Source organism: Desulfovibrio sp. Huiquan2017 (assembly GCF_017351175.1).
In the GTDB taxonomy this organism is placed as follows: Bacteria; Desulfobacterota; Desulfovibrionia; order Desulfovibrionales; family Desulfovibrionaceae; genus Pseudodesulfovibrio.
In genome coordinates this window covers 45,644-58,510 of record NZ_JAFMPN010000023.1, presented here as the reverse complement: position 1 = coordinate 58,510, position 12,867 = coordinate 45,644, and the positions used below count along the sequence as shown (strand labels likewise).

Here is a 12,867-nt window from a genome sequence, read left to right as displayed (position 1 = left end):
CAAAACAGGGTTAACTACACCCACCCGATCCCCTTACGCAGGACACCAATCGGAAGCGACCCCTAGAGCCCGTGTTCGGCGAGCTGAAGCGCGGCTTTGATCGAGTCTGCGCAGCAGACATCTATCAAACCAGCGGAAGCCGCCTACGGGCTCTTGGGGCCGCGTCCGCGCGGCAGCACCAATAGCGCAGTTTTTGCTTCCTTTTTTCTGCGCCAGCAAAAAAGGAAGTCGCCGAAAAGGCGAAACAACAATGTAAGGAGAACAACCCGAAGCCCCGACGCAAAAGCGCGGCCCAACCGCCCGCCAACAACCCTAATTTCTCCTGGCCCCGGAGGCGCGGACAAGTTCCCGCGACCCACCTCTTCAAAACAGGGTTAACTACACCCACCCGATCCCCTTACGCAGGACACCAATCGGAAGCGACCCCTAGAGCCCGTGTTCGGCGAGCTGAAGCGCGGCTTTGATCGAGTCTGCGCAGCAGACATCTATCAAACCAGCGGAAGCCGCCTACGGGCTCTTGGGGTCGCTTCCCCGCGGCAGCACCGCAGCGCAGTTTTTGCTTCCTTTTTTCTGCGCCAGCAAAAAAGGAAGTCGCCGGAAAGGCGAAACAACAATGTAAGGAGAACAACCCGAACCCCCGACGCGGAGGCGCGGACATCAAAAGGCGCTCTTCCCAAGCCCGCGCCAGGCAATTTCCTCCCCCTCGTGAAGAAGCGATCCCGGCCGTTTGGACGCCCCTCACGTATTGCAAGTGGGGGGCGGTTGTCATAAGGTCGTGGCTTCACCTGAATTCCAAGGAGTTTTCCCATGCAGCTTATTTCCAGCCAGATAGCCGGATACATGGAGCGGTCCTCCTGGATCCGCAAAATGTTCGAGGAGGGCATTGCCCTGAAGAAGAAATACGGCGAGGACGCGATCTGCGACTTCAGCCTGGGCAACCCGGACCTGCCGCCGCCGCCCGCCATCAAGGAGGGGCTCCTGGAACTGGCGAAAGACGCGGACAAGCCTTTCTTCATGGGCTACATGCCCAACTTCGGCTACCCCGACGTGCGCGCCAAGCTGGCCGCCGAGGTCTCCAGAGAACAAGGCGTAGACGTGCCGCCCGAGGCCCTGGTCATCACCTGCGGTGCGGCGGGAGCGCTGAACTCGTTCTTCCGGGCCGTGCTCGAACCCGGCGACGAGGTCATGTCCCCGGCCCCGTTCTTCGTGGAATACGTCTTCTACTGCGAGAACCACGGCGCGAAACTCGTCCAGGTCCCGGCCAAGCCCCTGACCTTCCAGCTCGATCTGGAGGCCATGGACAAGGCCATTACCGACAAAACCCGCGTGGTCATGCTCAACTCGCCCAACAACCCATCGGGCGCGGTTTACGACCAGGCGTCTCTCGAAGGACTGGCGGCCATCCTTGAAAAGCACAACGCCAAGCGCGAACGGCCCATCTATATCCTGGCCGACGAGCCTTACCGGTTCCTGGCCTTCGACGGCGTGAAGGTGCCGAGCCTGCTGCCGATTTACAAGTATACCGTGGTCTGCTCTTCCTTCTCCAAAAACCTGTCCATGGCAGGCGAACGCATCGGCTACGCCCTGGTCAACCCGGCCATGGAGGACATGGACACCGTGGTCGGCGGCGTAACCCTGGCCAACCGCATCCTCGGCTTCGTCAACGCCCCGGCCCTGGCCCAGAAACTCATGGCCCGGGCGCTCGGTTCCGGCGTGGACATCTCCGTTTACGACCGCCGCCGCAAGGCCATGGCCAAAGTCCTGGACAACGCGGGCTACGAGTACACCATGCCCAAGGGCGCGTTCTACTTCTTCCCCAAGGCCCCGGGCGGCGACGACGTCAAATTCTGCGCCGCGCTCCAGGAGGAAAAGGTCCTGGCCGTGCCCGGATCCGGTTTCGGCTACCCCGGCTTCTTCCGCTTGTCCTTCTCCGTGGAGGACAAAATCATCCCCCGTTCCCAGGCGGGCTTCACCGCCGCCATGGCCAAATTCAAATAACCGACCGCCGATACGGCAACAGGTGCGGACGCGTTGCGCGCGTCCGCACTTTTTTTGTGCTTGCCCATACGCCCGCAAGGCGCAAAGAGGGATGCGCGGGGACCTTGCCTGCTTGCGAATCATCCGGTGCCCACAGCGAAGCGCCCCGCAACGCCAAATCCCCCCTTCGTCTTCCGTTTCAGCCCGCAAAAAAGGCGCGTTCCGTTGCCGAAACGCGCCTGGTGCTCCCAAGAGGAAGGGATCAGAACTCTTCGAAAGCGCCTTCGTCCGGCCCGCCCGGCAAAATGTCCTGCGTGGAGGCCCGATCTCGGGACGCTTCCCGGCGCAGCCGGAAGTAGCTGACGGTCTGTTGAAGTTGAACGGCTTGACTGGAGAGCTCCTCGGAGGTGGAGGAGGTCTCTTCGGAAGCGGCAGCGTTTTGCTGGATGACGCGGTCGAGTTCCGTGGTGGCGGCGCTGATGTCGGCGGTGCCGGAGTTCTGCTCCTGGGTGGAGGAGGTGATTTCCTGGATGAGCTCCGCGGTCTTCTGAATATCCGGAACGAGGCGTGCGAGCATCTCACCGGCGCGGTTGGCCACGTTCATGCTCGAAACGGACAGTTCGCCGATCTCGTTGGCGGCGAAGCCGGACCGTTCGGCGAGCTTGCGCACCTCGGCGGCCACCACGGCGAACCCCTTGCCGTGCTCACCCGCGCGGGCAGCCTCGATGGCGGCGTTGAGAGCCAGGAGGTTGGTCTGGCGGGCGATCTCCTCGATAATGGAGATCTTCTCGGCGATATCGCCCATGGCGGAGACGGCCTCTGCCACGGCCTCGCCGCCAGCCTGGGCGTCATTGGCGGCCTGCGCGGCCAGGGATTCGGTCTCCTTGGCGTTGGCGGCGGTGGCGCTGATGCTCTCGCTCATCCGCTCGATGACCCCGGACAGCCGTTCCACGCCTCCGGCCTGGGCCGTAGCGCCCTGGGCCAGGGTCTGGGCCGTGGCGGAAAGTTCCTCGGCCCCGGAGGCCACATTTTCGCTCCCGGTCTGGATGTCATGGACGACCCGACCGAGACTGCCCACCATGGCTTCAAAGGAGTCGCGCAGCCGGGCCAGTTCTCCGCTGAACCGGCCGGAAAAATCTACGGACAAATCGCCTCGACTGACCTGCTCCGACGTTTCCACGATGGCGGCCAGAGGCGTGGAGACGAGCTTGCGGATGACCACGAAGACCACGGCGAGGATGACAAGCAGGGCCACGGCACCCCCGACGATCAGGCGGTTTTCGAGCTGCTCGGCCTCATGGAGGAAATCGGAGCGCTCGGCGCTCAGGGCCACGATCCAACCGGTGCGCTTGACCTGGCCGAAGGCCATGTACTTCATCGCGCCCTTCCATTCGTACTCGATAAAGCCGTTCTTCCGACGCAGCCCCTCTTGAATGAAATCGAACCTGCTCAGATCCTTGAAAATGAGGGAGGTGTCGGGATGGGCCAGGATCTTGCCCTCGGCGTCGAACATGTAAGCGTAGCCGCTGTCGCCGACCTTGATGGGAGAAAGGTAATCGGAAAAGGCCTCGCCCAGGACGGACATGCCCACATAGCCGACGGTCCGGCCATCCTGCTTGATCGCGTGGACGAAGGCGATGCGTGGTTGGTTGGTGGCCGGGGACAGCGTCACTTCGGAAATGTATTCATCCTGGCCGCCGGTTATGATGGCCTTGTAGTAGGGCCGGGAGCTGTAGTCCTTGCCCCGGCCGTCCGTGTTGGTGGTGACAACGCTGATGCCCTTGGCGTCGTGCACAAACAGGGATTCGAGCATCGGATCCTTGGCCTTGGCCCGTTGGAGCCAGGCGACGGCCGGTCGCCAATCTCCGCCCGAGGCCGCTTGGACGATCTCGTCCGCGCTCGCCATCAGGCCGAGGAAACGCATGCGGTCATCAATCCAACCGTCCAGGGTGGCGGTGACGCTGCGCGTGTTCTGACTGAGCGTTCTGTCCACGATGGACACTGTCAAGGCCTGGGTCCCGAAGGACACGGACACCAGAAAAAAAGCAACCAGCGCTAACATAAGCACCGCCAGCATGAAAACCAGTCGCTGGCCGATCCCGATATCAGAAAGCTTCATGATTTCCCCCTATTGGTTAAGACCTACATATCACACATGCGCTTTGAAGTCTTTAGTCACAGCTTCCTGATCTTCACAAAACATTCATAAAAACAATGTGATCGCGATATAGCTTTCGCGTATTGCATCATGAAGACAGCCGGTTTAAAAATTTGGCCCCCTGCCCTGCTTCGGGCGGGAAAAGCAAAATTCTTGTACCGCGCGCCGACAAAATGGCGCTCGAGAACGGGCCAATAGCTAGCATCTAATACTTTAATATTAAAGGATAAAAAAATTTTATCCACCACTACCATCGTCCTGGCACGATCGATGCTATAAAGAAAGTATCTTCCTTCTTTTGCACCGAGAAAATCACAGGCCTCCGCAAGGAGGCCTTTCTCGTTTTCGGGTCGGGCATCCCACCGCGTAATTTACGGATGCGGGAAAATCATTTCCCTGGTATTCGTCAGCCCATGCGATTCCTCTCACGATTCTTCCCGGCATGCCTCCTCGCGTCGGGCCTCCTGTTGCTCCCGGGCACGCCCTGGGCGTCCGAATCCGGCGATCTCCGAGTGCTCGTCGAACCCCTCGGGCTGGCGGCAATGAACCGGGACGGCGAATCAGCCGGATGGGCGGTGGATATCGTGCGGGAAATCATGCACCGAACGGGAACCGAGACGCCCATCGAGCTCATGCCTTGGGCCCGGGCCATCAACGTGGCCCAGGACAGGCCGAACGTAATCCTGTGTCCGGTCGTCCGGACCCGGGAGCGGGAAGAGCATTTCCACTGGGTGGGACCGATCTTCCGCGTGAAGTGGTATTTCCTGGCGCGCAAGGGATCTGGCATCACCATCAACAGCCTGGACGACGCGCGCAAGGTCCGGTCCATCGGCACCTACATCGACGACGCCCGGGACCATTACCTTATGTCTCTGGGCTTCACCAATCTGGAGCGATCCGCGAACAACGCGACCAACTACCGCAAGCTGGAATACGGCAGGCTGGACCTCATCGTGGGCAGCAACAGTGGGCTGGCGGCCATGTCCGAGGCGGCGGGAGTCAATCCGGACAACTTCGAGCCGGTCTTCGAACTCACGGAAGTGGACCTGTATTTGGCCCTGTCGCCCAAGACCGCGTCCGACACCGCAACCGCATGGCGGCAGGCCTTCCGCTCCATGCGCGAAGACGGGACCTTCGCCGCGATCCTGCACCGCTGGTACCCAGGCATGGAACCGCCCATGGACGAGCGGATCCCGTGGCGCGGGGCGGGACGCTGAGCACGAAAAAAAGCCGGTTCGGGCAACCCCGAACCGGCTTCTTCATTGGCGTGTTCCGCCCGGCTATTTCTCGTAGACCGCGCCACGCGAGGCCGAGGTGACCAGCTTGGCGTAGCGCCGCAAAAACGGCGATTGGACATCCTTGACCACGGGCTTGTAGGTTTTCTTGCGCTCGGCCAGTTCGGCCTCGTCCACCAGCAGGTTGATCTTGCGGGCCGGAATATCGATCTCGATCCTGTCGCCTTCGCGGATCAGGCCCACCGGGCCACCCGAAGCCGCCTCGGGCGAAATGTGGCCGATGGCTGCGCCGCGCGTGCCGCCGGAGAACCGGCCGTCGGTGATCAACGCCACGGACTCGCCCAGGCCCATGCCGGAAATGGCCGAGGTCGGCGTGAGCATCTCGCGCATGCCGGGGCCGCCCTTGGGCCCTTCGTAGAGAATGACGACCACGTCGCCGGGCTTGATCTCATTGCCCAGAATGGCGGCCACGCCTTCCTCCTCGCTGTTGAAGACCCGCGCCGTGCCGGTATTGCGCATCATTTCCGGGGCCACGGCGGACTGCTTCACGCAGCAGCCTTCGGGGGCGATGTTGCCGTACAGGATGGCAATGCCGCCTTCCTGGGAATACGGGTTGTCGATGGGCCGGACGATCTCGTGATTGGTCACATGCGCGTCCAGGTCCTTCAGGTTCTCACCCAGCGTCTTGCCGGTCACGGTCATGACGTCGAGGTTGAGCAAGTCCTTCTTGACCAGCTCGGACATGACGCCGGGGATGCCACCGGACTCGTTCAAGTCTTCCATATAATGCGGACCGGCCGGGGCGAGCTTGCACAGGTTCGGCGTCTTCATGCTAATTTCGTTGAACATCTCAAGGGAAAGATTGAGATTGGCCTCGGCAAACAGAGCGGGCAGGTGCAAAGTGGTGTTGGTGGAACAGCCCAGGGCCATGTCCATGGTCACGGCGTTGTGCACGGACTTCTCGGTGACGATGTCGCGCGGCCGGATGTTGCGCTCAAGCATTTCCATGACCTGCATGCCCGCCTTCTTGGCCAGCCGGGTGCGGGCGGACATGACCGCCGGAATGGTGCCGTTGCCGGGCAGGGCCAGGCCGATGGACTCGGCCAGACAGTTCATGGAGTTGGCCGTGAACATGCCCGAACAGGAACCGCAGGTGGGGCAGGCCCCGGCGGTGTACTCCTCCAGCTCTTCCTCGGTCATCATGCCCGCGCGGACCTTGCCCACGCCCTCGAACACGGTGATCAGATCCGAGGTCTTCTTGTGCCCGGCCAGCATGGGGCCGCCGGACACGAGCACGGCCGGGATGTTCAGGCGCAGCATGGCCATGAGCATGCCGGGCACGATCTTGTCGCAGTTGGGAATGCAGACGATGGCGTCGAAGGGATGCGCCGTGGCCATGATCTCCACGGAATCGGCGATGATCTCGCGGCTGGGCAGGGACATCTTCATGCCCTCGTGATTCATGGCCAGGCCGTCGCACACGCCGATGGACGGAAATTCGAGCGGAGTGCCGCCCGCCATGCGGATGCCCGCCTTGACGGCCTCGGCGATGGTGTCCAAATGCACGTGACCGGGGATAATCTCGTTCTGGGCATTGCACACGCCGATCAAGGGCCTGTCCATCTCTTCCTTGGTCAACCCGCTCGCATACAGCAGCGAACGGTGCGGGGCCTTCTCCAATCCACCAGTCATCTTCTTGCTACGCATCGAAATACCTCTCGGGTTACGGAAATTCGGGCAGCCAGTTCACTACCGATGGGGCAGCCTGTCAACGTTTTTCACTTTCCACGCCCCCTGTTGCGCGCTTTTGGGCAAGCCCGTATGTCCGTAAGGGAAGGGAAGCGTGACCCCCCTTCAAGGAGCGATACCCATGCACCGAATTTTCCGTCCCACCCTTTCCCCCGAAGATTGGCGCGCGCTCCTGGCCGCGCCCGACAGGCACTGGAAAAACGGGCACTCGGCCCTGGAACTGGCCCTGGCCTGGGAGAACGCCTCGGGTTGGCCCCCGGAAGTCGCGGCCCTGCTCGGGAGCGAACCGGCCCTCGCGGATCTGGACATGGTCCTGGCCATCCCCGAATACGCCGTGGCCCTGCCCGGCGGCGGCCGGCCGTCGCAAAACGACCTCTTCGTCCTGGCCCGGAACCGGGCGGGACTGGCCGCGATCATGGTCGAGGGCAAGGCATCCGAGGCCTTCGGCCCGACTCTGGGCCACTGGCTACGAGACGCCTCCCCCGGCAAGCGGCAACGTTTGGCCCACCTGTTGAAGACCCTCGGGCTGCCCGGCGGACCGCCGGAACCCGTGCGCTACCAGCTCCTGCACCGCGCGGCATCGGCCCTCATCGAGGCCGAGCGCTTCCACGCCCGGGCTGCGATCCTGCTGATCCATTCCTTCAGCCCGGTTCGACAGCGGTTCGACGAGTACGCGGATTTCGCCGCCCTCTACGGCGTCGCGGCCAAGCCCGGCAGGCTTCATCCACTGACCACGACCACGCCGGTCCCCCTGTACGCCGGATGGGCCACGGGCCAACCCGCCGCGCCCTGACGGGCGAACGACGGAAAAGGCCCCGGCAGGCGAAAACTGCCGGGGCCTCGTTTTTCAGGAGGAGAAGGTTGAGGTTGTCGGTCTATGGCCTAGCGGCCCGTGGCGAAGGTGCTGCGGGGGAACATCATGGTCGGTTTGGACACGGCCGAGGCGTTCTCGGGCATGACCATCTCGGCGTCGATGTCGCCGATGTGCTCGCGGTAGGCGATGATATCCTGAACCGTGCACATGGCCATTTGATGCTTGATGGCGAAGGCCACGATCTCGTGCAGCTTGGCCATGGTCCCGTCCGGGTTGGTCAGCTCGCAGAGCACGCCGCACGGCGACAGTCCGGCCAGACGGTTCAAGTCCACGGTGGCCTCGGTGTGGCCGCCGCGTTCGAGCACGCCGCGCGGCCGGGCCGCCAGCGGGAAGACGTGACCCGGGCTGTTCAGGCTCGCGGGCGAGGCATCGGGCGCGATGGCCGCCTTGACCGTGGTCACCCGATCCGCCGCGGACACGCCGGTGGTCACGCCCTCGGCCGCCTCGATGGAGATGGTGAAGGCCGTGTTGTACGCGCTGGTGTTGTTTTCGACCATCATGGGCAGACCCAAGGATCGGATCTTCGCCTCGGTCAGGCAAAGGCAAACGATGCCGCTGCACTCGCGGATGAGCATGGCCATCTGGGGGACGGTCAGGGTCTCGGCGGCAAAGATGAGGTCGCCTTCGTTTTCCCGGTCGGCATTGTCCGTAACCAGGACGCCCTGCCCCTTGCGAAGGGCCTTGAGCGCTTTCTCGACCCGCGAAATCGGGCCACCGAACTGTTTGAGGATTGGCTGATCCATCATGAATCTCCTTGATTAAGGATTATGAATGAATCAGGGCGCATAGACAGGCGAACGGACGCACAGGCACCCGCCGCGGCAACCACTGTCCACGGCGGGGTAACGCCGGGCAAGGGATTGCTGGACTGCCTCATTCTCTTCATTCCGGACTGTTACCGTCGGCCCCGGATTCGCACCGGGTCTGCTGGTCCCCCTCCACCCGGAGGGGCGCTCGCGGGCTCACTGGCAAGCCAGATCACCGCCGGTGGGGACTTCCACCCCGCCCTGAGAACAAGTTGGCTTTAGCCATAAGGCCGAACTGACCGCCAAGTCAACCAATACCGGCACTTTTCGGCGGGGTTTTTAAACCTTGCCGCGCAGCGGCGCGCAACCGACCGGATACATGGAGGTTTCCAGCTGGAAGGGCGGCTGTTTCAACGGTCCGACACGTGGAAAAACGGCGCCGGCCGTCTTGCCCCCGCCGGTATTTCGGTGTAGTGCTCTCAGCCATGCATGAAATGTCGATTGTCGAATCCATCCTCGGCATCCTGCGCGAAGAGATGGTCAAATACGACGGCCAGAAGCTCACGAAAGTGACCCTGAAAAACGGCCAATTGGCCGGAGTGGTCACGGAATCCCTGCAATTCGCCTGGGAAGCGCTCATTCCCGGCGGCGAATTTGACGGGGCCGAGCTTGAAATCATCGAGGTGCCCGTAAAGGTGGCCTGCGGCGAATGCGGCGAGGTATTCAGCCCGGACCATACCCGGTGCATGCCCTGCCCCAAGTGCGAGGCCCTGCTGGGCCACACGGTGCTGGAAGGGAAAGAACTGCTCATCGACTCCATCGAAGTGGACGACCAGCAATAACGACAAGGAGTGACCATGTCCAAGGAAGTGACCATAGTCCGCAACGTCCTCGAGGCCAACGACCGCCTGGCCGACGAGCTGCAAAATAATTTCCGGGTCAAGAAAATCCTCTGCCTGAACCTGATGAGTTCGCCGGGCGCGGGCAAGACAACTCTGCTCGAACGCACCCTGACCGACCTCAAGGACGAGTTCAAGATGGCCGTCATCGAAGGCGACCTCCAGACCGACAACGACGCCCAGCGCGTGGCCGCCACCGGCGCCCAGGCCGTGCAGATCAACACCGAAGGCGGCTGCCACCTGGATTCCGGCATGGTCATGGACGCGCTCAAGGCCATCGACACCGACGGACTGGACATCCTCTTCGTGGAGAACGTGGGCAACCTGGTCTGCCCGGCCGAATTCAACGTGGGCGAAGACTACAAGGTCACCCTGCTGTCCGTGACCGAGGGCGACGACAAGCCCGAGAAATACCCGTTCATGTTCCACATTTCCGCGGTCATGCTCCTGAACAAGACCGACCTGCTGCCCTACGTGGACTTCGACCTGAACAAGGCCGAGGCCCACGCCAAGAAGCTGAACAAGGACATCCAGGTCATGCCCATCTCCGCCCGCACCGGCGAAAACATGGAGCAATGGTACGCCTGGCTTCGCAAGAAGCGCGCCGAAAAGCTGTAGATCCACCGCGAAACCGCTTTTCCCGGGGCCGCCCATTAGGGCGGCCTTTTTTCTTTACCCCTCCGCGACGCCTCGCCTATGCTCCGGCAAACCGCCAAGGAGAACCCCATGAACAGGTCGACGCTCCTCGCACTGGTCCTGTGCGTGTTCTGGATCGCCCCCGCGCAGGCTGGGGTGGGCATGGTCAAAACCACCTTCAACGACGCCCGGCGGGGAAGGACGCTTGAAACCCACATCTGGTATCCCTGCGACGGCGGCCTTGTTGCGCGCCATGCGGAAAACGCGGTGTTCGAAGGGCACGACGCCGTCGTGGACGGCATCATACGGCACGGGAAGTATCCCCTGTATATCCTGCTCCACGGCACCACGGGCAACTGGAGAAACCTCTCCTGGCTGGCGGCCCGCCTCGCGGAGAACGGGGCCGTGGTCTGCGCGGCAAACCATCCGGGATACACCTCGGGCGACGCGACCCCGGTCTCGATCCTCCGCGCCTGGGACCAGCCCCTGGACGCGGGATTCCTGGTGGACGAGATGCTGCGCTCCCGGTTCAAGGACGACATCGATCCCGGCAGGGTCTTCGCGGTCGGCTATTCCCTTGGCGGATACAGCGCTCTGGCCCTGGCCGGCGCCCGGCTCGACCTGCGCCGCTTCATCGATTTCTGTGCGGCGAACCAGGACGGGTCATGCCGCTATTTTCGCCCCGTCCTAACCGGACTCACGGACCGGGACTTCAGCCTGGCCGAACAGGGCCTGAGAGATGCGCGCTTCACCAAGACTGTGGCCATCGCGCCGGGATTCGTCGAGTCGTTTACCCCGCAGTCCCTTCAAGGCATCACCATCCCGGTCCTGATCATCGGCGCGGGCAAGGACCAGAACATTCCGCCCTCCACCCACTTCTACCCCCGATTGCCCGATTTACCGTCCAACATCGCCTACCGGGAAATAGCGCAGGCCTCGCACTTCAGTTTCATGCAGATCTGCAAGCCCGGCGCGCTGAAAATCCTGGCCGAGGAGGACGCGCAGTTCGTCTGCATGGACTACGGGAGCGACCGGAGGGACATCCATGAAAGGCTCTACCGATACATCGCGGATTTCATGCAGCCGAAGGCCGACTAGCTCCGCGGTCGGACGCTTCGGACTCCTTTCCCTCCACGGGACGGCCTCCTTGGCTGCCAGGCGAATTTTTCGCCCGGTTTTTATTGGCAAGCCGAACGCCCGGCTGTAGGGTGACGCTATGCCCTTTCCCAAAGACTTGCCGCTTGAGGCCGTGTTCGCCTCCATCGCCGACGGGCTATTCACCGTGGACACCGACTGGAACGTGACCTATTTCAACGAGGCCGCCCAACGCATCACCGGCATATCCGAGGCCGACGCCCTGAACCGTAAATGTTGGGACGTGTTCCGTTCGTCCCTGTGCGACGGCCAGTGCGCCATCCGGTCGTGCCTGCGCCAGGGCGGGCGCATCGTCAACAAGTCCATCTTCATCGTCCGTTCGGACGGCACCACCCTGCCCATCTCCATTTCGGCCTCGCCCCTCAAGGACGGGCGCGGTGTGGTCATCGGCGGCGTGGAGACCTTCCGCGACCTGACCGATATCCATGTCTCGCGGCAGCAGGCCAAGGACATCTACCGTTTCGAAAACATCGTGGGCCGAAGCCAGGCCCTGGAAAAGATCTTCCGCATTCTGCCGCAGATCAGCCAGTCCGAAGCCACCACCCTGCTGCTCGGCCAAAGCGGCACGGGCAAGGAGCTTTTCGCCCGGGCCATCCACTCCCTGAGCCCGCGCAAGGACGGCCCGTTCGTGGCCGTAAACTGCGGAGCCCTGCCCGACGCCCTCCTGGAATCCGAACTGTTCGGCTACAAGGCGGGCGCCTTCACCGACGCGCGCACGGACAAGCCGGGCCGGTTCGAACAAGCTGACGGCGGCACGGTTTTCCTGGACGAAATAGGAGACATGCCCCGCAACCTTCAGGTCAAGTTGTTGCGCTTTCTCCAGGAAAAGACCTTCGAACCGCTGGGCGGCGTGGCCCCGGTCCATGCCGATGTGCGCGTGGTGGCCGCCACCAACCGCGATCTCGAAGACGCCGTGGCCGAAGGGGCCTTCCGCCAGGACCTGTTCTACCGCCTCAACGTGGTCACTCTGACCCTGCCGCCCCTGACCGAACGTCAGGAGGACCTGCCCCTGCTCATCGACCACTTCCTCGAAGAGTTCAACGGGCTGCGCAACAAGGCCATCAAGGGCGTCAGCGAGGACGCCCTGCACGTGCTCATGCGCCACGACTATCCGGGCAACGTGCGCGAGCTGGAAAACATCCTCGAATACGCCTTCATCCTCTGCCCCGACGGGTTCATCCAGATGGAGCACCTCCCGGAATATCTCCAGCCCAAGGCCGGACGCCGGGCCGCGTCCGCCGGGCTAAGCGGGACCATGGACGCCATCAAGCGGCGCGCCGCCCGCCAGGCGGTACGCCGCAACAACGGCAAACGCATGGCCGCCAGCCGCGAACTGGGCATCACCAAGGATACCCTGCGGCGCCTCCTGGCCGAGCCCGCACCGGGCGAATAATTCGCCCTACGCCACAACTATATGGCGTAAAATTCGTCCATAGAA

General features: G+C 62.8%; 10 protein-coding genes and 1 riboswitch. Of the genes, 7 read left to right on the top strand and 3 right to left on the bottom strand.

The features are described 5' to 3' along the window. The first annotated feature begins 807 nt into the window (after positions 1-807). Positions 808-1,998, top strand: a complete 1,191-nt coding sequence (locus tag J0909_RS17460; protein WP_207264883.1) for a pyridoxal phosphate-dependent aminotransferase — start codon at positions 808-810, stop codon at positions 1,996-1,998. A gap of 241 nt (positions 1,999-2,239) precedes the next feature. Here the strand turns inward: J0909_RS17460 and J0909_RS17455 are convergent, their stop codons facing one another. Continuing rightward, on the bottom strand, positions 2,240-4,096 hold the full coding sequence (locus J0909_RS17455; RefSeq protein WP_207264881.1) for a methyl-accepting chemotaxis protein: 1,857 nt from the start codon (positions 4,094-4,096) through the stop codon (positions 2,240-2,242). Between the two features lie 551 nt (positions 4,097-4,647). On the opposite strand from J0909_RS17455, the gene J0909_RS17450 reads away from it, so the two are divergent. Further along, on the top strand, positions 4,648-5,352 hold the full coding sequence (locus J0909_RS17450) for a substrate-binding periplasmic protein (RefSeq protein ID WP_207264879.1): 705 nt from the start codon (positions 4,648-4,650) through the stop codon (positions 5,350-5,352). A gap of 63 nt (positions 5,353-5,415) precedes the next feature. Here J0909_RS17450 and ilvD read toward each other — a convergent pair whose 3' ends face one another. Beyond that, positions 5,416-7,077 carry a dihydroxy-acid dehydratase gene (gene ilvD, locus J0909_RS17445; protein WP_207264877.1) on the bottom strand — a complete coding sequence of 554 codons (1,662 nt, stop codon included), beginning with the start codon at positions 7,075-7,077 and terminating at the stop codon, positions 5,416-5,418. A 163-nt stretch (positions 7,078-7,240) separates the two neighbouring features. Here ilvD and J0909_RS17440 point away from each other — a divergent pair, with 163 nt between their 5' ends. Continuing rightward, positions 7,241-7,912 carry a DUF6946 family protein gene (locus J0909_RS17440; protein WP_207264875.1) on the top strand — a complete coding sequence of 224 codons (672 nt, stop codon included), beginning with the start codon at positions 7,241-7,243 and terminating at the stop codon, positions 7,910-7,912. Positions 7,913-8,001: 89 nt separating this feature from the next. On the opposite strand, the gene ribB is transcribed toward J0909_RS17440, so the two are convergent. Next, a complete protein-coding gene (gene ribB / locus J0909_RS17435; RefSeq protein WP_207264891.1) occupies positions 8,002-8,736 on the bottom strand; it encodes a 3,4-dihydroxy-2-butanone-4-phosphate synthase in 735 nt (244 codons plus the stop codon). A gap of 128 nt (positions 8,737-8,864) precedes the next feature. Beyond that, positions 8,865-9,012, bottom strand: a riboswitch (FMN riboswitch). Positions 9,013-9,224: 212 nt separating this feature from the next. On the opposite strand from ribB, the gene J0909_RS17430 reads away from it, so the two are divergent. From J0909_RS17430 to J0909_RS17415, 4 genes are all read left to right on the top strand, one after another. Beyond that, a complete protein-coding gene (locus tag J0909_RS17430) occupies positions 9,225-9,581 on the top strand; it encodes a hydrogenase maturation nickel metallochaperone HypA/HybF (RefSeq protein ID WP_286182124.1) in 357 nt (118 codons plus the stop codon). A 15-nt stretch (positions 9,582-9,596) separates the two neighbouring features. Beyond that, positions 9,597-10,256 (top strand): hydrogenase nickel incorporation protein HypB, encoded by a 660-nt coding sequence (gene hypB, locus J0909_RS17425; RefSeq protein ID WP_207264873.1) that lies wholly within the window; start codon positions 9,597-9,599, stop codon positions 10,254-10,256. A gap of 108 nt (positions 10,257-10,364) precedes the next feature. Beyond that, positions 10,365-11,372 carry an alpha/beta hydrolase family protein gene (locus tag J0909_RS17420; protein WP_207264870.1) on the top strand — a complete coding sequence of 336 codons (1,008 nt, stop codon included), beginning with the start codon at positions 10,365-10,367 and terminating at the stop codon, positions 11,370-11,372. A 118-nt stretch (positions 11,373-11,490) separates the two neighbouring features. Continuing rightward, a complete protein-coding gene (locus J0909_RS17415) occupies positions 11,491-12,822 on the top strand; it encodes a sigma-54 interaction domain-containing protein (protein ID WP_207264868.1) in 1,332 nt (443 codons plus the stop codon). Positions 12,823-12,867: the final 45 nt, after the last annotated feature.

Bases quoted from the DNA above. Each gene is read 5' to 3' on its own strand.
- J0909_RS17460 (WP_207264883.1), top strand. From the start codon at position 808: ATGCAGCTTATTTCCAGCCAGATAGCCGGATACATGGAGCGGTCCTCC.
- J0909_RS17455 (WP_207264881.1), bottom strand. From the start codon at position 4,096: ATGAAGCTTTCTGATATCGGGATCGGCCAGCGACTGGTTTTCATGCTG.
- ilvD (WP_207264877.1), bottom strand. From the start codon at position 7,077: ATGCGTAGCAAGAAGATGACTGGTGGATTGGAGAAGGCCCCGCACCGT.
- J0909_RS17440 (WP_207264875.1), top strand. From the start codon at position 7,241: ATGCACCGAATTTTCCGTCCCACCCTTTCCCCCGAAGATTGGCGCGCG.
- ribB (WP_207264891.1), bottom strand. From the start codon at position 8,736: ATGGATCAGCCAATCCTCAAACAGTTCGGTGGCCCGATTTCGCGGGTC.
- J0909_RS17430 (WP_286182124.1), top strand. From the start codon at position 9,225: ATGCATGAAATGTCGATTGTCGAATCCATCCTCGGCATCCTGCGCGAA.
- hypB (WP_207264873.1), top strand. From the start codon at position 9,597: ATGTCCAAGGAAGTGACCATAGTCCGCAACGTCCTCGAGGCCAACGAC.
- J0909_RS17420 (WP_207264870.1), top strand. From the start codon at position 10,365: ATGAACAGGTCGACGCTCCTCGCACTGGTCCTGTGCGTGTTCTGGATC.
- J0909_RS17415 (WP_207264868.1), top strand. From the start codon at position 11,491: ATGCCCTTTCCCAAAGACTTGCCGCTTGAGGCCGTGTTCGCCTCCATC.